The organism is Paenibacillus sp. 11B, from assembly GCF_030487755.1.
GTDB classification, from domain to species: domain Bacteria; phylum Bacillota; class Bacilli; order Paenibacillales; family Paenibacillaceae; genus Paenibacillus; species Paenibacillus vandeheii.
Window position 1 is genome coordinate 564,828 of the sequence record NZ_JAUKNS010000002.1, and the last position, 22,356, is coordinate 587,183.

Here is a 22,356-nt window from a genome sequence, read left to right on the forward strand (position 1 = left end):
GTTAGAACCTCCCACATTTTTTTGTTTATTTCAATTAACCCTGCTCAAGGCAATAAGTTAACTAAAATCAAAAGTAACTCATAATCATAAAAGGTTATAAATACAAATAAATAACTTAATATAATATAAATGTTTTAAATTTATTTACCTTATCGTTAAGGTTATGGAAATATAATAAAATGAAAACGCTTACTGGTCAAGTTATTTTTCCATGATAAGGAATTAATTTAGCCCCACAGCAAAGAGAGTACCTCATTCACCGATAAAAGAAGTGAAAAGGTACTCTCTTTGTTCTATGGAAGGTCAATGAACCTTATCTGCGCCGGGCAAAATCTACAAATCTGAACTTGTCCGGGCGATGCCTCGCCTCTGTGAACTGGAACTGGCTGGCATTCTCCAGGTAAACCTGGCTTCTGACTACAACTACATTATGGAACCCTTCCAGATCAAGCAATTCCCTATCCTCAGCAGTTGGCTCCTCCACCAATATTTCCTTTTTCGCAAAAGAAATGGTTAACCCCAGCTCTTCCTCAATGTACTCAAAGATAGAGTCATTACATATTTCCTTGCTCAAACCAGGAATAAGTCGCTGGCTTATATGATCCTTGTCCAGAATGACATGTTCCCCATCCACTTGGCGCACACGTCTGATCTCCCAGACCTTTTCATTCAGACCAAAATTGATTTTTTTGAACAAGGTCTGATCAACCTTTTTTTCTTCAAAAACCTTAACGTACGTTTTGGCCCGATGTCCCATTTTTTTAGCCAGTTCCTTGAAGCTGACAAGACCTGAAATAGGAAAATCGATTTTACGTATATCCAGTACAATGGAGCCCTTGCCTTGAATTTTCTGAATATAACCTTCTTCAGACAGCATTTTCAGCGCCTTGCGAATTGTTTCTCTGGACGTTTGATAACTTTCCGATAGATCCAGTTCCGATGGAAGCAATGTACCTGCTTCAATTTCTCCAGTCCGAATACGAGCTGCAATATCTTCATAGATTCGGATAAATTTATTATTCATCATTCATCACCACTGTCCATTACCCTTTTTTGTCATATTAGCTACCTATTATAACATTAAAAGTCGAACAACCGATAATGTGGCTACTGAAGATGATGAAAGGATGAATTTACATGTTAATCTATCTACGTCATTCACTCCGTTTTTGACGTGTTAGTATCGGCGTCTATACTCGTTCCATTGTTGTCCATAGTTTGGTTCTCTTCAATAATACGAATCAGTTTGTTCAGTCGGAAGATCAGGGCTGCCGCCTCGGATCTGCTCAGATGCTGCAAGGGACGGAAACTGCCGTCTTCGTATCCGGTAAGCATGTACATTCCTGCAAGCTCTTCCACCTCTTCTTTGGCCCAATCGGACACATCCATCTGATCCGTAAACGCACGACGTGAAGTTGCAGGTTCCGGCTTAATTTTGCGAATAACATTCGCAATAATCTTCGATGCCTGTTCCCGGGTTACGAGCGCATGTGGAGCAAATTTACCATTTCCCATGCCATGTACCATTCCACGACTTACGGCGGCTTCTATTTCTGGAGCAAACCAATCCTGATCGTTCACATCCCGAAAAGCATGCTGATAATCGGCAGATGTGTCCACGCCCATTAATCGTACAATTAGTGCTGTGAACTCCGCTCTTGTAATGGGACGCCGCGGTTCAAAGCGGGTATCACTTACACCTTGAATGATGCTTTGCTCGGCCAGCCATATAATCTGATCTTTATTGAATGTTTGGCCAATATCAATGAATTTGACCTCTTTTTTGACTGTTGTTTCCGATTTCTCATTTAGCTCAGGTTGAGACACCCCGGGTTGAGCATCCTCCGGTTTGGAGGAAGGTGATGGTGAAGCAGCTCCACTTCCGCTTGGAGGTGGATAGGGCAGAGTCACAGCCGTGGCCTGCTGGCTTTCGCTTTTTTCCCCGGCTGAATTTTCAGTCCACAATAGTACATCATAGCGCTGCCCACCCGATAATCCTGTCCAGATGTAGCTTCGATCTTTTCCACGATAAATCTCCCGTCCACTACTAGAAAACACGATCGTTTCATTCGAAGATTCCAGATTCCAGTTCAATACAATGCTGCTTGTACTCTGTGCGATTGCTGAAACGGTGAATTCATCGGAGGGCAAAGTCTCGAATTCCGGTACACTGACCGTCTCTCCGTCTCCTGCCTCATTGAAAGGTACAATAGACAAGTTAGGATAGCGCTGGGCACTTTTCAATTCAGTTACATGTATCGACGTTTCCGTTGTTGTCGCAATCAGCTCGTCTCCTTGATAGATGCGGTAGCCTGCTGCTCCAGGAATCATATCCCATACAATATCTGCACCATGCTGAGTGCGTTCTTCCGCTTGAGGTGGAGAAGGAATTTTGCCAGGCAGCGTAACTGCTTTTAGATTGAACCCGGCTTCACTAATACCGGACGCATTTACGGTTTTGATGGTATACACATAATTTACTACAGGCTCAAGCCTCTTGTCCTCGTAAAAAGGCTCGTCAACAGACACTCGGCTAATCTCTGCACCGTCACGTTCAATAATGAATTGTTCAGCTCCCTTGACATGGCTCTTTTCGAACTGAAGTTGAATGCTCTCCTGTGTCGAACGATATTTCACTTCCTTTGGAGCTTCTGGTTTGGTCAATAGCGTATATTCAAGCTTATGAGATGTATCTCCCTGCTCGTTCTCGGTATACAGTTCAATGGAATAGTTGGTTCCACCCTGAAGCAGATTCACGATATACTCTTTTTGTTTGCCTCTATACAGCTCCTTACCATCGATTAAGATCACAAATGTTTCGTTGAGGTAAGGGAAAGCCCACTCCAATCTGGCATGATCGGTCTCTGGATATAGCTTCATCTCAACAGAATCAACATGAGGCAGCGTGAAAAATGGAGCAACTACCACGGGACTTCCGTTACCCGCCGTATTGTATGGAACGATCTGTACTTGATCATATTGGGCTGCGCTGGTAAGTCCATTAAGGGTAACCTCAGTTACTTCGCTCTCTGTAATAGTAGTAACTTCGTCATCCGCTATCATTACAATATACCCATCTGCTCCCTGCACCTGTTTCCACTTAATCACTGCCTTCGTCTCTTCAATCACATCTGGATGCAGCGTTTCTGTAATTGTTGCAGGCAGCGTACGCACTTGAACATCAAATCCCGTATCACTATCTCCTGAAGCATTCGAAGTCTTAACCGTATAGGTGTATCTCTCTCCCGGCTTCAAATCCTTGTCTTCATAAGAATTACTTGCCGCCGGAATACGGTCAATTTCAATACCATTCCGCAAAATAATGAATTGATCTGCGCCTCGGGTGGCGCTGCCACTCAGATCCAGCGTTGCCGATTGATCGGTTACGGCGGCGATACTTGCGGTTTGTGGGGATATGGGCCTGGTTAACAAAAGAACCTGAATAGAAGAAGAACGGTGACCATCTTCATTCATAACAGTAAGTTCAAACGCATACGTGGTGCCATCCAGTAAACTGGCGAGATGGACCGATGGTTCGGACACAGTCTGTATTTCCCCCGTTGTCTGATTGCGAATTTCATATGCGGCGGCTCCCTTTACTGCTTCCCACGACATATCAAACGCATGCGTTCCCTTGGTTACAGTAATCCCATCTTCGGACAGAGGCAGGGTCTGAGTCGTTATACCATAAGTTAGAGACGCCCCTGTACCACTTGCATTAACCGCACGGATCTTATACGTATATTTCGTGCCCGGCGACAAATTCTCATCTACAAATCGAGTTTCACTCGCATCCATGCGAGCAATTTCTCGCCCATTGCGTTCAATGATGTATTCATCTGCACCTTTTACCCCTGTTTTGGTGAAATCAAGGCTAAGGCTTTTTTCCGAAACTTCCAATGCCTGAATTTCAACTGGTTTCTCAGGTAATGTCAGTACGGATACATTCGTCGCTTCGGATGCTGTCCCTTGTCGGTTAACTGCAACTAGTGTGTAGTGATGCATCGTTCCATCCTGAAGTCCTGAAATAAAGGCCGTCAGCTCTGTTCCACGGTAAAGTTCTTTGTTCCCCTGTTGAATTACATACTCCGAAGCACCTGCTATCGAGGCCCATGACAAGGTGGCTTTATGTACCCCCGGTTCAACAACGATTCCTGAAGGCGTCGCTGGTTTGGATAATCGAATCAAGCTGGCGGACTGACCGGTTCCGGACGCATTCACGGCCTGTACTTCCACGAGATACTCCATGCCTGGCACCAATTCTCCAGCCGTATAGGCAAGTCCCGAAGTTCGACCCGCTTCCGTCCCATTAATTTTTACGATATAGGACTCGGCTGTATTTACAGGTTCCCATTCCACCCCAATGCTTGTTTCATCCGTACGCGTGACCGCGAGTCCTTCAGGTCTGGTTGGCAAAGTAAGCAGTTCACCGCTTGTGGCTGCACCATAACCGGCAGCATTTCCGGCCTCCACCTGATACGTATAACGGCGGCTGCCTGATAACTGATGCACTTCAAGCCGTGTATCTGATATTTCATAACTCTGTCCATCAAGAACAACCCGGTAGTTCGTGGCTCCAGGTACTGCATCCCATCGGAGTGTTGCTCCTGTTTCAGTCGGTTGTACAAAGTGAAGACCCGAAGGACTCTCGGGAAGTGTCGTTCCATATGTTCGACTCGCTTGACCTTGCCCACTTCCATTACCTGCCTGAACCTCCAACTGATACATCACTCCCGCAGTCAATCCCGTGATTGCCCATTCATGCGTTCCCGCAGGCAATGTCTCCCTTTTCTCTCCATTCACAAAGACTTCGTATTGCTCTGCACCTCTTACCGGATTCCAACTTAGACGCAGGCTCGTAGTAGTAGCATTATCTATACTCAAGCTTTCAACGGACCCGGGCAATGTCACCAGCTTCTGCAAACTAGCTACTGGACCTTCTCCTGTCTCATTTGCAGCCAGCAATTCATAGCTATACTCTGTACCACTATCCAGACCTGTGTCCACAAACTCCGTTTCCAATCCTTCGTACAATTCTGATCCACTGCGCGAAAGGCTGTAATACGTGGCTGAAGTTACCGTCTCCCATGCCAGAGAGATCTCATGCTCCCGAATCTGAACGGCCGCAAATTCACCAGGTGCCGCAGGCAATGTCAGGAATCCGGCCCTGCTGCTTTCTCCCGCACCACTCTCATTCAGCGCGGTGACCGAAATCGTATGAATGCTTCCCGGGATTAGATTGGTAATGTACGGAATGCTGGAAGAATCGGAGAATGTTTGATCATAAACGATTCTCCCATCCGAAGTCGCAGCCATGATGCGGTATGCAGTAGCCCCTTGAACCGAATCGAAATGCACTTCTGCCAGCTCAGGCTGGGAATCCACTTTTCGAACTTGTAAAGATCCCGGTGCGGCTGGAATCGTTAGTGCACGGACAATTACTGCATCACTTAAGCCAGCATGATTTCGAGCCCTTACTTCATACTCATAGACTTGACCACCACTTAGGGAATGATCATTGAGCGTATGTTTGGGATAATCTACTGTCCACGACTGGCCTGTCGTATGGTTAATAATTTCGTACTGATACCCGTCGGTATACCATTCTCCTGTCGGCAAATCCCACGTAAGTTCTGCTGAGGTCTCATTAATCTGTAAAATGCTCACATTTCCAGGTTGCAGTGGTTTGCGCTGGATCTGATAAGGAGCTGATACCGTCTCGTATGTATTTCCTGCCATGTCCATTGTTTTGGCATGGATGTACCAAATGCCTTCCGATTCGATTGAAACAATATGCTCATTTGTATGAGCTTCATTCCAGTTGTCAGGTGATGTAGTACTGTTGGTCACTCTATACCATCGCGAATTCTCATTGATACCCGAATCAGAATCTGCATATTGCACTGTAGCCGTTATATCCGTGTCGCTCCAACCCTGTCCATTCGGTGTAAACGTAATCGTTGGAGCAACCTGATCGACATGAGCCGTACGGCTAATCTCCTGGCTAACGTTTCCGACAGCATCTCGCGCTCTGGCTCGAATTACCGTGGGCCCGTTTGAACTCACTGTACCTGAGTTTCCTACAATATACGGGGCGCCATTCAAACTATATTCATACGATATGGCATGCTCATCTACGCTGCCAGCAATCGTAAATTGTACAGCTTCCTTGCTCCAGCCGGACTGACTCAATGTAATAACCGGCTCTGTTGGAGCGGTCTTATCTATTCGAATGAATGCTTTCGCTACAGTACTTACATTTCCTACCCGATCAAGCGAGCGTGCATATATTGTGGTTTGTCCTTCCTTGGTAACTTTCACTTCTCCGGTGTAATCGATCCAGGGGCCTTGTTCGTTTAGACGATATTGGCTTTTGGCAAGCCCGCTGCCTGTATCTTCACCGCTGGTTATTTCAAAAGACACATCCTGATTCGTCCATTCATCGTCACTGAGCGTAATTTTAGGCTCCTCAGGCCCTGTCTTGTCGATCCGGGCAGTGGCTGAAGTTGACGCACTGACGTTTGAGGCCCGATCTACACTTCGAGCCTGGATCTCGATTACTCCTTCCGTATGGATGGGAAAAGGCTCTCGATAATCAGTCCAAGTCCCTTCACCTCCTAGCCTATATTGTGTAAGCCCCACTCCACTTGCTTCATCCGTACCTGCCGTTAACGTTACCGTCACTGCCGAATTGGTCCATTCCGGAGGATTCAACGAAATGACGGGAGGTGTTGGAGCTGTACGGTCCACCCGTGCTGTGACAGACGCTTCCTGTCCTGTATTGCCAAATGTATCTATACTACGTGCAATAATGAGTGTGTTTCCTTCAGAAGCAACCTTAAAAGGAACTGTGTATTCCTTCCATTCTCCTCCGATCCCCAGCTTGTATTGTGTCTTCTGCACACCGCTTAAGGCGTCCGAGCCTGCTGTAATCGTAACCAGGACATCCTCCTTGGTCCAAGAGGAAGGATTAACCACTATAGAGGGTGCTGTGGGACCAGTCGAATCCTTCGTGATATGACCCGCTGAGGTAAAAGGAGTCTGTATGCCTTCTCCATTCAGTGCTGCTACATATACGTCATACAATCCGTCTGCAAGTCCAGTTAATACGAGTTCAGTACGAGTTGATGAGGTGGTACCGGATTGAAGTACTTGTCCGACCGAGTTACGTATTTCCGTTTTGTAGTTCGTTCCCGCAGGATTGCCATTGTTATTCCAACTCGCCGTAACGGAGTTACCCAACTGGCTCACAGCTGCCTCATTAGGTGTATTTGCCAGTGTAAATTTGCTAGCTGGACTTGAATATCCCGTATAAGAACCAACCGCATTTTTGGCGCGCACGGCAAAGGAATATGGGGTATTCGGTGTAAGTCCGGTCACTTGCCGACTATTTGATGTACCTGTATCAAAGATCTGATTTGTCGTTACATTTTTCAGTTCATACGTCACAGAAGTATCATTCGCCTTTTTGTCCCAGTTCACCGATAGATTATTAGGATTAACCGATGTAAATGTCGGCGTTCCCGGAACAACGAAACTTTTCACCGTGAAGTTCACGGTCCCCGCTGAAGATACCCCACCCTTGTCATCCATAACCCACACCTGCAGCGTATGTGCACCATCAGCGAGTGTATCCGGCAATGTGTAATTCGTGTTAAAGGACTGATTGGAACCTGTAGCTGTCATCTGTGTCAAAATGTTCTCCGACCCACCGTCGATTGACCATTTGACGGTCAGAAGATCTCCCACATCCGTATCCCGGGTTGTACCGGAAATTTGAAGCTGTTCCCCTTTATAATAGGTCTGACCCGAGGAGGGGGCTGATAGTGCAAACGAGGGTGGTGCATTTTTGGGACCAATTCCTACAATCGTCGAAAATTTGCGTGACGCCTCGTTGGCGGTTGCTTTGCCGTTCCACCAGAATTGCGCAGCGGTATCCGTCGCCGTCACCGTCTGTCCTGGCGTAAAGGAAGATGGTGAAGAACCACCTGTTAGCTGCGCACTGTCCGGGCTGCTATACTGCCCCATGAAAATACGATCTGCGTCCACAACATTATACGTATTGGCATAAAAAGCCGTCACCTGAACACCACCGCTGTAATTGCGCCAGCCGTTCTCAATCACTTCAAACGGAGAAGCATCGTTACCATTCACCATCGTATCCCAGTAGAATGTGCCTCCCAGATTTAGCGTAGAGCCGCTGCGGTTAACAGCTTCCAGCTCCACCTTCATATACCCTCCCTGAGATGTTGCATTAACGATGGACACTCGCAAAATATACTCTACATTGTCTTTTTGCCTGGACATTTCGATTACGTTGTTATTAATTCGATAATAATTAAGGGGCAATGACTTAAAATTAACGGGCGTGCCGTTATGATCAATAATGGTGGATACATTCCCTGTATCACCACCGTAGAATACGTTGGTGTTTGGAAGCAACACAATTCTATATTTGCCATCACTATTCATCTCCACCTTCACCTTGGAGGATTGAACAGCCTTCATGCTGGCCGTATCGGATACAATACTGATGCTCTCCACAGCTTCAGCCATAACGGTCGTTGAACTCCATTCGACCAACAAGGCTTGGGGAGACAGCAAGGCAACTGCCAGTACCACTTTGGTAAGCTGCTCGGCTTGTTTTTTAATAGATTTTCGCGATTTCTTCAACGTCTGCTCTCCTTTTCTGCACACCAAAAAAGGAGGCACCCCAACAAAGGAACAAAGTCCTCTGTTGGGGTGCCTCCCCTAACAAGTGTCATTTTTTCTTGATTATAACGATTCCAATAACGAAAGTAAATACTTAGGAATGCTGAAAATATTTTCATTCACGAATGATTGATTATAACGTATGGCTCAGAAACCACTTGTACAACTCTGGGTTATCATACGTTTCTGTCCAGGCATCATGGTCACCTTCAGGGTATATCGTGAGCTTCACATCCGCGTTCAGTGCTTCCAGTGCATGAACAATCTTCTCAGATTCAGAGACGTAAACGATGTCATCCTTGGCGCCATGAAATGCCCAGACGGGTATATTACGCAATTCTTCCGCTTTGGATGGATCGGCTCCTCCACATACAGGAGCTAATGCTGCAAATGTATTCGGGTAAAACAGCGGAAGATCCCATGTACCATATCCGCCCATACTCATACCAGTAAGATACACCCGCTGCGGGTCAGCTGCTTCGGTTTCCAACACATGTTCCAGAAGAGCCATAACAGCTTCGCGATGCATACCCCAGAATTCATCTACCGGGCACTGCGGTGAAATTACGATAAAAGGGAAACTTTTGTCCTGCTCGGCAATAAGGGGGACCCCGTGTGCTTTAATCTTTTCCAAATCATTCCCTCGTTCCCCAGCACCATGAAGAAACAAAATGACAGGCCACTTCTCATTATTGGAAAGAGGCTCCTCCCTCTCGGGAATGTGCAGCAGATAGTCCAATGTAACGGTTTTGGTGATTTCTTTTACCAGTCGATGCCCGGTCTGGGACATATGCTCGCCTCATTTCTCATCTCTAATTTTCAACAATGCCTCGTCCAATGCTCCGACAACCTTGTCACACCAAGCATCAAATTCGGGATCTTCTGTTTGCAATTCAGGATGTGCAAGAATATATTCTATCGTGCTCCGGATTCCCTGATCAGCCCTGATCGTTGCCACAAATTCCGGAACCAGTCTCTTCAATTTACTGTTATCAAATACCACCGTGTTCGCCTTATCCCCCAGCAAACCGCCTCGAAGATCCTGATCACTGCACGCCGCCAAAAACTCGGAAGATACATGAACCGCATGAAGCTTGACGCCAAGCACTCCTGCAATAATCTCATAGATCTGATTCCAGGTTACCGACTCGTCCGAGGTAATATGTACCGATTCACCAATGGCGTGGATATTGCCCATAAGGCCAATGAATCCTTTGGCAAAATCACGGTTATGCGTTATGGTCCAGAGAGATGTACCGTCTCCATGAATGAGTACCGGTTTATTTTCACGCATGCGCTTAAGGACCTGCCAGCTGCCTTGGGCTCCGTGCACACCCAGGGGAACAGAACGTTCACTATAAGTATGGCTTGGACGTACAATAGTCACCGGAAAGCCTTCTTCACGATACTGTTTCATCAGATAATCCTCACAAGCTATCTTGTTACGTGAATATTCCCAATACGGATTGGATAATGGCGTACCCTCGGTGATTCGATAATCAGCAAGTGGTGTCTGATAGGCAGATGCCGAACTGATAAATATAAACTGCTTCGTTTTGTCCTTGAACAAACGGTAATTTCTCTCCAGCTGTGAAGGTACAAATGCGATAAAGTCTGCGACAACATCGAACTCAAGGTCGGCAATCAGCTCAGCAACCCGTGCTTCATCGTTAATATCGGCTTGCAGCACTTTGATTTGCGCAGGCAAATTATCGTTTTGATTACCCCGGTTGATCAAATAAAGTTCACAGCCTTGCTTGGCAAACTGATCGGTAATTGCTGTACTGATGGTACCTGTCCCTCCAATAAAAAGCGCTTTCATATTTGCCCACCTCCAGATGAATTTGATCACTAGTCCATGATATCACGCACATCAAAGAGGAGCAAAGATTCAATTAACGAATCTTTGCTCCTCACCATTATATGACCTTGATCGTTCCATAGATCATGTACATACCGCAGTGAATTTCATATTCACCAGGTTGGACATCCTTGTCTACAGTATAGTAGTTGTTTCCTTTTTGCATATAAAGATCCATACCGAGCTTGTCAGCCGCTACTGATTTGACGTGTGTAACTTGCCGGGTAAGAATAAAATTGATTTTGGTGGGGACCCCGGATTTAACTTCAATAACATCTGGTTCAAAACCGTCATTACTTACGTTAACATCAATAACTTCATATCCCTTCAAATCCTCCGGCGTCTCGGCTTTGGCCGTTACGGCACTTCCTGAACCGGGTGACATGTCCTTGCCCATAAAATACACCATAAAAGATCCCAGCAGTACAACTACCGTAATTCCCAGCGTAAGCCAAGGCCAGGTTTTGCTAATCCAGCTTTTCATCTCAACGCTCCTCTTTCTATGTTCCCATTCTATTGCAACTCTTCTTCAGCATACCCCATCCGGTTAAAAATGAAAATGACTCACATGGGCCATATTGACTGGGCGTCACTGAGTTAAATGTAATCATATAAAAAGAGCCTGCGTTATTCAGGCTCTTACTCTTTCAGCTACAGCTATGATCTTTATAACTCTATCTTATTCCCCACTCAGGAATATAGAGGTGTATTTCGACTTCGTCTCATCCGTAACTTATAGATCTCTGGCAGCGCTACACCAATCAGCACCACGATAACCCCGATCCATTGCAATGGGCTCACATGCTCGTGCAGCACGATGGATGAGAGCAGCACCGCGATTGGGAGTTCAACCGCACCAAGAATGCCGGCCATGTCCCCTCCAATATGAGGGACACCTACTGCGAACAGTACTGGCGGGATAAAAGCTCCGAAGAATCCAAGCAACAATCCGAAAACAAGCAGCTGGCTCCAAATTAAGCCGTTAAACAGGAACGTCGGCGGGAACAGGATACACAGCAAGACCAGACCCCCGGTGACCATCCAGGCACTGCGAAAAGCCGGATGTGCCGATGGAACCGCTTTACCACTAAACAGTACAAACAACGAGTAACTTACAGCCGCCATCAACCCAAGCGCTATGCCCAAGCCGTTAAACTCCCCGAGTCCCTGTTCCAGGAAACCTGCTGCCAGCAATGTTCCGCCAAACAGAATAATCAACGTCAAGAAGGTTACTTTGTCAGGACGCTGACGTTTGCTAATGGCCTGAATCAATACGCTAATCCAAGTGAATTGAAACAAAAGAATAATGGCCAGAGATGCAGGAATGTACCGCAAAGACTGATAATAGACAAGGCCGGTAATGACCGTCGGGGTGCCTGCAGCCATTAATATTAAACGCTGCTTCCACGTTAATTTCTGTAACGCTTTTGCCACAGCTGCTGTTGGTTTTCCATCTGCCTGTGATTTCCGTTTCATTCTAAACTTCGAGTATAATGCCAGCATCCAGGACAGAATGAAGCCCGTGATCAGCTGTGTACCCACAACCTCTCCGAGTTTGTACCCTTCGCCGTAAGCCAGAACCACAATAGTGGATAATATGCCATAGCTCATCGCTCCTGCGAGAACGGACAGATAATATTTCATGTTAGATAAACCTCCTGATGATCGAAAAATGCGTCCGCATGTTTGATCCATGCCAAGGTCACAGACTCCAAACAAATGCAAAAAATCCTAACTACGAGCAAGGGATACAATGATTCCCTGGCATCGTAGTTAGGAAGTATAGGCTTCCTGTAGAGACCCTCGCCCTGTGTACACTTTCGGCCTGCGAGGTTATACGAGATGAAATATGCATTTGTTATTTGCGATTCGTATGTGACGACTTTTCATATATTACATGGCAGGTGAGGGGGTGTCAACCCTGATTCACAATTTAAATTTTTCTAATTCAAATTCAAAGTAAATGAATTGCGTAATTACGTCATTTCGCAGATGAAGAATCCCATGTTAACGTTTGCTGCAATCCTTCTTTGAGTCCATTTAAATCCAATCCATCCACTGAAAAAGCCTCTCGGATCAAAGGAGGAGCCACGAATTCATCATATTTACCAAGATACGGTGCTTCGTCTTCTGAAAGCAACGCAGATGCGTCTTCGGCCGTTCGACATTCGCTCATGATCTCGGCCAAAAGTGTGCGACCATCCACCTTGCCTGACACGACAAAATAATAAGGCTCCATCGGTACAACAGAACGCAAGGCAAGCTTGTCAGACAAGTTGTGCTTCATTAAACGCTCCAGTGTGCGGAAAGACTTGCTTCCCACCCATGGCAATACATACAGGGAATCTCCACCGGCTGGGATGACCACCTGTTTCAGTAATCCACTTTCACGTGCAAGTCGCCTAGCACGTTCCAAGCGATTTACCGCTTGAGGGGAAAGATAGGGATATATCACCGTGTCTGACAGTACTTCACGCATTTTCTGGACGACCGTCGTATGAATGTCTCCACCCGCACCAAGCCACAGCGTATCCACCTTGCCTTTGGCCGCCTTCACATACACGGATTTATGCTTGTGGTCCACCTCTTCCACTTTCCACAGTTTGCCTGCAAGCGAGAAGCAATAACCTGGGGGTGGCACGGTTGTTATGGAACCTATCTCTTCGGAACCGTTCAGCACTTTGTGCTCTTCATCATCTTTGAACACCGCGTAAAAGCGATAGTTATTCACGGTTTTCTCACCCGTAAGCCCGATAATTAATGTCCGATCTTCCGTCCACTGCAGATGATCAGTCTCAATCAGATAATTTAGAAAAAGCTGATATTGCTCTGCACGAATGTGCACGAATGGTGCGAGCGAAAGCATGGCTTCAGCCAATTCTTTCGGCTCAGCCTCCCCCATGCTTTTCAGCATGCTCATCGTCTGATGATAGAGTACACCCATCGGCATTTTACGGGCTTCAAGCGGTTCAACCCATTTGGTCTTTACATACAATTCAATAACAGCAATGGCCCGCATCAGTGTCCATGGCATACGAGCAGGCAATTGAGCTTCCTCATCCTCTTCTTCCGGACATACAAATAGCATCTCGGAAGCCATATCCCCACGCCTGCCTGATCGTCCAAGACGCTGAACAAAGCTTGATGCACTATAAGGCGCGCCAAGCTGCACAACCCGCTCCAGTTCACCCAAGTCGATACCCAATTCCAGTGTTACAGTAGCCGCAGCTACTGCTGGCCCTGAACCAGTTCGCAAGGCAGCCTCGGTCTCTTCTCTCAGCATGGCGGAGATGCTTCCATGATGAACATGGAATACATCCCGCTCCTGTCTCCGTGCGGCCACACGCCGCATCTCAAGTATGGTAACTTCGGCATCCGTCCGGCTGTTGGTGAAAATTAAAGCTTTTTTACGATGTGTACTTTCATAGATAAAGTCGTAATAGACTTTACGTGCATTATGCAGATGTTCCGCCTGTTCTTCATCCCGCGCATCAGGAAACGAAAAATGCTCTACCCGCAGACGCAGCTTGCGACCACCGGGAGAAGCGACCACATCGACACCCTGCCCTGTTCCGGCAGCAAGCCAGGCTGTAGCTGCATCATAATCACTCAGTGTCGCAGACAGTCCCACTCTTCGCGGTTTACATCCTGCCATGCGCTCAATTCGGGCCAGTTCACTCAATACCTGAATGCCTCGATCCGCCCCCATGAAAGCATGAACCTCGTCAATAATGACATACCGCAGATCATGAAATAGTGCTGGAATGGCATTGGGACGATTCATCAGCAAACCTTCCAGCGATTCAGGGGTAATCTGAAGCACACCAGAGGGACTTCGCATAAGACGCGTTTTCTCTGCCTGAGGCACATCCCCATGCCAGTGCCATACCGGAATATTCCCCTCGGACAACAAGTCCTTTAGTCGCTCGAATTGGTCATTAATCAGTGCCTTAAGCGGCCCAATGTACAAGATGCCCACGGATTTGGAGGGCCGTTCATGCAGCTCGGTCAGCGCAGGAAAAAAAGCCGCCTCCGTCTTGCCGGAGGCTGTGCCTGCCGCAATCAGCATGTGATGCGGAGTGTGAAAGCAAATATTACAAGCTTCAATCTGGGCAGGCCGAAGCGATTCCCATCTTTTTTTATAAATAAATTCCTGTACAAAAGGAGCCAGTCGATAGAAAGGGTTCTCACTCATAATTCAAACTCCGCCAGAAAATCATCCAGATCATCGCCAGATGCTGAAGAATCTGTTGCTTTTCCCGCTTCCGGTGGTTTGGCTCGCTCTCCAAGCAATTGAGTATAGGTTACTTCGGGATTCTGATGGAGCGTATGCAGCACATCCATAAAGTCCCGTACCACTTCACGTGTGGTCAGTAGCTCATCCGCACCGAGTCGGTTCACAGCTATTTGCATAAAATCAACTAAATCCTCATCCGTCAGACTTGCATCGTATCCAAAATGCAGGGCATGAATCTGACGCAGCTTCTGCAGCAGTATCAAAATCTCTTCATGGGACAACATCGAAAGTTTCAGGATCGGTCCGGTATAATTCGCATATTCCCTTGCTGCATAGCGGCCATCAATGAGTCTGGAGCGAAGTGCTTCGTAACTGAAAAGTCCTCGCCGTTCATCCTCCACAAATTGTGGTGTGCCGCCTACAAAAATGCCAAGGTGTTCTGCTTTGCCCTGCATCGTATCATTGAACATGGTAAGCAGCTTCTCATAGTTGCTTTGCCGGGAAATGCTGTTTGTAATTTTGTACAGATTCACCGCTTCATCAATGAACAGCAGTAGTCCTTTATATCCGATCCGTGCCGTAAATTCGGACCACAATTTGAAGTAGTCATACCAGTTATCATCGTCAATGATGACGCCGACAGCCAGCTCTTTTTTTGCTTCTGTCTTCGTCGAAAATTCCCCTCTTAACCAACGAAGTGCCGCCTGTTTGCGGTCATCATCCGCCAATTTATACCCGTTCCAGTACGAAGCCAGCACCTTGGCAAAATCGAATCCATGTACCAAATTCTGCATTTCGTTCGTCACCGCATAGATCTGCTTCTCCACTTCAGCGGGAAGTGCGGGATCATCCGGGCGTAAGCCCTGGCTCTGCATCGCTTGCTGCTGAAGACCTGCGATCCACTTCTGCAACATTGATTCCAGTGCACCGCCATCCGGGCGTGTACGAGTGGACAGGCGAGTCATCAGCTCACGGTATGTTGCAAGCCCCTGACCTTTGGTTCCCACCAGTCTGCGCTCAGGTGACAAGTCGGCGTCAGCCACAACAAATTCCCGGTCCATCGCATAGTTACGAATCATCTGCAACAGAAAGCTTTTCCCGCTCCCGTACCTTCCAGTAATCAGCTTAAAGGCTGCCCCACCTTCTGCAATATTGTCCATATCCCGCAAGATCGCGTCCACTTCAGACTTCCGGCCAACAGCAATCTGCTCCAGTCCGATTCGTGGCACAACGCCCGCTGTCAACGAATTCACTAGTGCGGTAGTCAGCCGCTTTGGTATTTTAAGTTCTGCCACTGCCCAATCACCTCTTCACATGTTCAAACACATTCATATAATCCGATACCATCCGATCGCCTTCAATCAAAAGGTCACCAATCGTTTCCATGGCTATATCATTAATTTCATCCAACAGAAGTGCAGGCATCGTACCGTATTGCTCTGCCACTTGCATCAGCTCCGTATCCGGATTATCTCCAAGCAGGGCATGAATTGTCCTTACATGACTTGGAGAAAGCTGCTCCGAGAATACTTTCCATTCTTCATCCAGATTAGCTGAAACGGTTTCTTCCCATTGAAGGGTTAATGACTCCGAATCTCCGCTTCCTTGTCTTCGGTCAGAATTAATTGTCTTCTCAACGTCAGCCTCCAGCTGGTTAGATCGCTTAGCATCTTCTCCTTCAGCTTTATCAACTGAGTTCTGAATGACCATAGGGCCTCTACTGCCCGTATTCTGTTCAATCTCTGCCAAGATTTCTAACCCATCAGATCTGTTACTCACTTCGGTCGCATGGTATGCATCCCTATCTTCAGTCACATGCTCTTCCTCAATCATGAGTGCTCTCCGCACATATTCGCTTTCCTGCTGCAGCGAAGCAAGTTTCTCTGTGTCAATTCGGACTATCGGTTGCTCTACTTCTGGCATTTGCTCGATGGCAAAGACCTTGTCCAGGTAACGTTCAATCACGTCCGCAAGCTCAGGTTCAAGGGTCTTTCCGCGGAGCCGCCCTCTGAAACCGAGCAGTTCACGGCATTTATTTTCCGTGCATCGAAAAACCCGGGTTACAAACTGGATAAAATCTGCATGCTCTCCAATTGGAACATATGACATTCGAACCGATTTTCCATAAATCGAGTCGTCATATACGGCTTTTCGAAACAACGTGCGTTCCATAGTCTTTTCACGATTCAGCTGAAACTGATCCAGTATACCTGCCTTGCGTGTACGCAGCAGATAGCTATCCACCAAAGCCATAACTCGGGGAATGTATTGTTCCAGAACTTGCTTGCCGCCATCCCTGTAAAATTTGCTGAGCGTAATGTCATAGTCATAGTATCTCTGTAACAGCTTCAATGAGATATCTGATACATTGCCGTTTAACAGCCGCGTCAATTCCATGTCGAGAATCTCCGGTGGCAAATACCCGCTCGAAAGCTCCACCATCTCGGATATTGACATGTTCAACTCGTGTACCAAGCCATAATCAATGATCCACTCCTGCATGTATACATCCAACTGCGGGAGCCGTTCACGATAGTTCATCCATAGCTGTTTTAATTGGTCGTAACCTTCCTGGGGTTCCTGCCAACCAATTCCGTTAATCAGTTCATAAATATGAACAAACAGATAGGACAGATCCGTATCAGGGAAACGTCCTTGCCGGACTTCCGTCCTCCAATACATATACCACTTTCGCTGAGGTTCGTTCATTACACCATAGGTCGGCCAATAACTCATGAATGGAATCCAGGGAGCCTGCTCGCCTATCACTTCCATGAGTTGCCTTGCTTCCTCGACAAACCTTTTCTCCGAAGACAATATGCCGCCAGGCAATCTTATATCAAAATCAGCACAGACAATCGTTGAACGATCAGGAACCGGGACTGCCGCTGTGATGGGCTCTTCACTCAGATCTATCTCCATAAATTCCAGTTGTCTTGAATCCTCTTTCATTGAATTCCGTTTCACCGTCCTCTACGTGTGAATGCGAACAAGTGTATCCATATTGAACATTATAACACTTGTCCTGTGCCTGCGGTGATGAAAATAATACTTTCCTTTTGAGCAGAAAAAAAGAAAGAAATTCAAACTGATATCCAGTTTAAATCCCTTCCCTCTTTACCATTTACCTGTATTCTTTACAGCAAGACCTGGTACAACTTCGTGTCAAACCACGATAGCCCGATTTTTCCCGCCACTCTTGGCTTGAGCAAGGGCCTGACTGGCTTTTTCAATTAGATCCGACATCATCAGCGTCTCTTCGGGAACCATTACCGAACCGCCTACGCTAACAGTGACTACTTCACTTGGACTGGACAGATCCCTCTGAATTTGAAGTGCAAGCACATGTTGTCTAATTTCTTCGGCAAGCTCCACTGAACGTTCTGATGTCGCACTCTTCAGTTTCAACATGAAGGTTCCTCCCCCAAGACGTGAAATGACGGCATTATTTTGTTCACTAACAACCGTAAGTACATCTCCTATCCATTGCAGGCACAGATCGCCGCCTTGAAGTCCATAAGATGCATTATATGAACGGAAATCATCGATATCGATAATAAATAGACCCAAACTGCATTTCTCCTGCAAACATTCATCCCAATCATCCTGAAGCCGGGATTTGAATATCGTCTGAAGCGGCATGTCTGTTAACGAATCTGTGTTGAGATAGGTCTGGAGCTGACTGGTTGTCTCCGTATAATGATCCTGATCATGATGGGAGGTTCCACTGTTCAGAAGGACCATCACTGAAGGTTTGCCTGCATGCGTAACAGAAGCCAGCGTAATCTCAAGCAGCAAAGATGTGCCCGTTGCTGTGGTGAAGTACGCCTTGTTGGTAAACAAACGAGTATTATTGAGCTTCAGTTCCTCCAGATTTTGCTGCAAAATCGTTCTTGTCTTGTCAGGCACAAACCCTCTAAATTCCTTGCCGATGAGATTTTTGGAGTTTTCATAGCCAAGCAGTTCAGCTGCCCTGTTATTGCAATAAATAATGAATCCATCCGTCAACGTAAAAAAGGCCACCGGGGAAAACTCCATCAACTGCAAGTAACGCTGCTCATTTTGCCGCAAAACACGTGCATTCTGTAAAGATTGCTCCTCCGCCTGAGCCAGCTGGTTCTCCGTTTGACGGCGCACAATGCTTTTGAGCAATGGCAGCACATTCAGTTCCTTCGTTGTCCACGGGTAAGAAGTAGACTGAACGACCTCTCTCCATTTTTCGAAGGATTTCCGGGGAGACAAACGCATCCCATCATCGGTTTTGATCACTGCTTTGGCCGGATCCCCTGCCCAATCTACAAGCTGAACCACTTCAGGACGGAACCAGATGATATAGTGATGCTGCCCAGGGGATATGGCAACATACACAATACCTGATGCTTTTTCCTTGTAAGCTTTAGCAGGATCATACTCCAGACTCAGTTTGGAGGTGTGATAACTGTAATCTTCCGACTTGCCTGCCAACCATGCCGCCAGTTCCCGCACCTGCTCTCTTGCTGGCGTATCGCCATATAACAACAACTTGTCCTGATAGCAGATCGCAGCTCCCGAAGCATCCATCAGGCTCAGTAAGGTCTGCTCTTCACCCTGCAGCTCTTCAATAATTCTCGCTGGACTTGTATTGCCAATAAAGATATTTGCAACTTGGGTAGCTGCTTCACGTGACCTGATCTCAGCCTGATAGTCATCTAACTGCTGACGTTGAAACAATTCACTTGAGAAGAAGGAGCCCAGGAAGTTACACAAGTTCCGAACACGATGAGGTATATATCTGGCTGAATTATGATGACATGTAATCAGGCCCCACAGTTGATTGTCATGAATCAGGGAAATGGTTACGGTTGCGCCTACCCCCATGTTTTGCAAATACTCAATATGCAGCGGGGATACACTGCGCAGAACTGACAAGCTCAGATTGAGCGGTTTACCCGTCAAAGGTTGCAGCAAGGGAACAATCTCCACAGGCTGATAATTCACGTTCACAATGGTGCGCAACCAATTGCGAAGGTACAACTCGCGTGCCTGTTTGGGAATATCAGACGCGGGGTAATGGTGTCCGAGAAACGGTTCGAGCTCTTCCTCGCGTGCTTCTGCGATGACCTTCCCATTCCATTGTTCGTCAAATTCATAGATCATGACCCGGTCATAGCCGAGCATGTCTTTCACCTGCTCTGCTGCAATCTGACTCGCTTCCACCCGATTGTCCGTACTTTTGATGCGGCTGAAGAATCTGGAAATCCACTCAAAATCATTACCTTCCATGTTCCCTTTTTCATAAGAAGGCTCCAGCTCCAGAATCAACAAGCCTTCACTTTCATGAATGACAGAAGTGAAGACCTGAGCCTTTCCAGATACGTTTATCGTGAGATCCATATATTGCAGGTCTGATGTTACAGAGGCACTGAAGTTGCATGCCAGCACCTGTTTGATATTATCCTTGCCAATCAGATGCTCGAGTGGCAGACCAATCACTTCCTGCACAGTAAGACCGAGATGTTCTTCTGTATTTTGGCTGCATTGTACAATCGTCGGGATATTGTTGGTGGTCACAGCCAAGAGCACACCATGAGGTTGAATGAAGCCGGGGATATGAATGGGTTCTTTGTCGCAATTGTTTAAATCAATTGGATCATTGGTGTACGTACCCTGATTGAGCAATGTACGGTTAAGCATATTATTTTCTTTCCTGGATTTCGATTCGGGCATAGCCTGAAAAATCCCCTCTCATGATGTGATAACTCTTATTTCAACTTATAAATGATCTGTATTTGTATTAATCCATTGATCGAGTAATCGGAACGTTTCCGAAGCCGTGTGCACCATAATATCATGATCTTCTTCCGCTGTGATGGATTGACGCAGCAGCTCCGTGAACTCTGCCCATCTCGTTCTGGTTTCCGTACCATAGGCATTAAAATATTCCAGCCCCCGATCTGCTTCAATCGGCAGGAACTGTGACAAGCGCTTCGTCATGATCTGACCTCCGTTCGTAGATCCTTCAATGACGTATAGATAGCCAAACAACCTTGCTGGAGTCGAGATATCCGGAAGATCCTTACATAAAGAAATCTGGCTGATTTCTTCTTCACTGGCGCCCAGATTCCGCAGGTCATTTTCAAGTAAATTCGCTTTTCCTCTAATCTCGAAATCCAGTCCCGTACTTTCCCAGAAAGGCTGCTGTACAGCCTGATCTTCCAATGGTTTCAGGAACCCGTAGAATTTCTCCAGATATGTCTTGTAATCTTCCAAGCTAACGGTTTGATTCATAATAGCCTTGGCATAATCGTTCTGTTCCACTTGTCTGTGATAATGAGCTGTCTCACTCTTCAGACGTTCCATAATCGTACTGGCTGTCATGTAATCATCGCCCTTCTATATCGGATCTCTTCATCAGAATTAAAACGTATACTTAACTAAATGTTCAGTGTAGGTTTGAATGGATACTTCATTTAATCTAGATAAAGACTCTATGTAAGTATACTTTCTCTTGTGAGAGAAAACTATATGAATCAGGTAGATAATGCTGTTCATCCCTCAAAATGATACACTGTTTGCATACCTGTCATTGGAGGAATGATCCATATGAGTATAACCATTCAACATGTTATAAACCATCTCACTGCCAAAGTTAAACTACCGGAAAACACCGTGGATCAACTGATTATGGGCTCGCCCGACCAATTGGTCACAGGTGTTTTCCTTACCTTTATGCCTACACAACATGTGATTGAGCATGCCATACAGCGTGGGGCTAATCTGATTATTGCTCATGAACCTCCCTTCTATAACCATCATAGTCATACCGATTGGCTGGCTGATGATCCAGTTTATGAAACCAAGAGAAAGCTAATCGAGAACGGCGGAATTGCAATCTATCGCTGCCATGATGCAATTCACCGTTTTCAACCGGATGGCATTACGGAAGGATTGGTTCAGGCATTAGGATGGTCCTCTTATGTGGTTCAGCGTAAACCGGAAGTCGACCTTCTATCTTTTCCGGAAGGTATGACAGTTCAGCTTATTGCGGAACATATTAAACGTTCGCTTGGGATCGAATATGTACGCCTAGCTGGTGATCCAAAGATGGCATGCAGACGCGCAGCGGTGCTTGTAGGTTTTCGAGGGAACGGCAATCTGACCATTCCTCTGCTTGGGCAGGAAGATCTTGATCTCATTATTGCAGGTGAAGGATTCGAATGGGAGACACCGGAGTACATACGTGATGCCGTGCAGCAAGGAAAACAAAAGGCTCTTCTTATGATCGGCCATGCCGAGAGTGAGGCTTCGGGAATGAAGCTTCTGTCTGATAGATTGGCTGCGGCTTTCCCAGAATTGGCTGTTCATTTTATAGGTGAGCAACCGGTATATCAAGTACTTTGATTGTCATAATAATGTTCTAAACAGGATTCTGTGTGGATTTTGCGGAGCCTTTGTTGTACTCTAAATGCTATAACTTCTGAGCTGAGGACATTTGTCCTTGGCTTTTCGAGTGGATATATCATTTAATAGAAATCGAAGAAGTAATGACGCGACAAGGAGAGTACAA

12 protein-coding genes and 1 riboswitch are annotated in these 22,356 nt (G+C 46.4%); of the genes, 1 reads left to right on the plus strand and 11 read right to left on the minus strand.

The window, feature by feature from the left end; all coding sequences use genetic code 11:
• Positions 1 to 313: 313 nt before the first annotated feature.
• The 11 genes from treR to Q0V21_RS10980 form a co-directional block, all read right to left on the minus strand.
• On the minus strand, positions 314 to 1,024 hold the full coding sequence (treR, locus tag Q0V21_RS10930) for a trehalose operon repressor (protein ID WP_301879540.1): 711 nt from the start codon (positions 1,022 to 1,024) through the stop codon (positions 314 to 316).
• 134 nt (positions 1,025 to 1,158) lie between these two features.
• A complete protein-coding gene (locus Q0V21_RS10935) occupies positions 1,159 to 8,673 on the minus strand; it encodes a fibronectin type III domain-containing protein (protein WP_301878877.1) in 7,515 nt (2,504 codons plus the stop codon).
• A 172-nt stretch (positions 8,674 to 8,845) separates the two neighbouring features.
• Positions 8,846 to 9,502, minus strand: coding sequence for a carboxylesterase family protein (locus Q0V21_RS10940; protein WP_301878878.1), 657 nt, complete (start codon positions 9,500 to 9,502; stop codon positions 8,846 to 8,848).
• Positions 9,503 to 9,511: 9 nt separating this feature from the next.
• The gene (locus Q0V21_RS10945; protein ID WP_301878879.1) at positions 9,512 to 10,534 is read right to left on the minus strand and encodes an SDR family oxidoreductase; all 1,023 of its coding nucleotides are present in this window, start codon (positions 10,532 to 10,534) and stop codon (positions 9,512 to 9,514) included.
• Positions 10,535 to 10,631: 97 nt separating this feature from the next.
• Positions 10,632 to 11,057 (minus strand): cupredoxin domain-containing protein, encoded by a 426-nt coding sequence (locus tag Q0V21_RS10950; protein ID WP_024633844.1) that lies wholly within the window; start codon positions 11,055 to 11,057, stop codon positions 10,632 to 10,634.
• Positions 11,058 to 11,263: 206 nt separating this feature from the next.
• The gene (locus tag Q0V21_RS10955) at positions 11,264 to 12,217 is read right to left on the minus strand and encodes an EamA family transporter (protein WP_301878880.1); all 954 of its coding nucleotides are present in this window, start codon (positions 12,215 to 12,217) and stop codon (positions 11,264 to 11,266) included.
• 106 nt (positions 12,218 to 12,323) lie between these two features.
• Positions 12,324 to 12,434, minus strand: a riboswitch (purine riboswitch).
• Between the two features lie 120 nt (positions 12,435 to 12,554).
• Positions 12,555 to 14,768 carry a DEAD/DEAH box helicase gene (locus Q0V21_RS10960; protein ID WP_301878882.1) on the minus strand — a complete coding sequence of 738 codons (2,214 nt, stop codon included), beginning with the start codon at positions 14,766 to 14,768 and terminating at the stop codon, positions 12,555 to 12,557.
• On the minus strand, positions 14,765 to 16,105 hold the full coding sequence (locus tag Q0V21_RS10965; protein WP_079344278.1) for an ATP-binding protein: 1,341 nt from the start codon (positions 16,103 to 16,105) through the stop codon (positions 14,765 to 14,767). The genes Q0V21_RS10960 and Q0V21_RS10965 overlap by 4 nt, the downstream gene beginning before the upstream one ends.
• A gap of 7 nt (positions 16,106 to 16,112) precedes the next feature.
• A complete protein-coding gene (locus Q0V21_RS10970) occupies positions 16,113 to 17,762 on the minus strand; it encodes a TerB N-terminal domain-containing protein (protein WP_079344277.1) in 1,650 nt (549 codons plus the stop codon).
• Between the two features lie 213 nt (positions 17,763 to 17,975).
• Positions 17,976 to 20,483 (minus strand): diguanylate cyclase domain-containing protein, encoded by a 2,508-nt coding sequence (locus tag Q0V21_RS10975; protein WP_301878884.1) that lies wholly within the window; start codon positions 20,481 to 20,483, stop codon positions 17,976 to 17,978.
• Positions 20,484 to 20,561: 78 nt separating this feature from the next.
• Positions 20,562 to 21,167, minus strand: coding sequence for a biliverdin-producing heme oxygenase (locus Q0V21_RS10980; protein WP_079344276.1), 606 nt, complete (start codon positions 21,165 to 21,167; stop codon positions 20,562 to 20,564).
• Positions 21,168 to 21,392: 225 nt separating this feature from the next.
• Here Q0V21_RS10980 and Q0V21_RS10985 point away from each other — a divergent pair, with 225 nt between their 5' ends.
• Positions 21,393 to 22,190, plus strand: a complete 798-nt coding sequence (locus tag Q0V21_RS10985) for a Nif3-like dinuclear metal center hexameric protein (protein WP_079344275.1) — start codon at positions 21,393 to 21,395, stop codon at positions 22,188 to 22,190.
• The last annotated feature ends 166 nt before the right edge of the window (positions 22,191 to 22,356 follow it).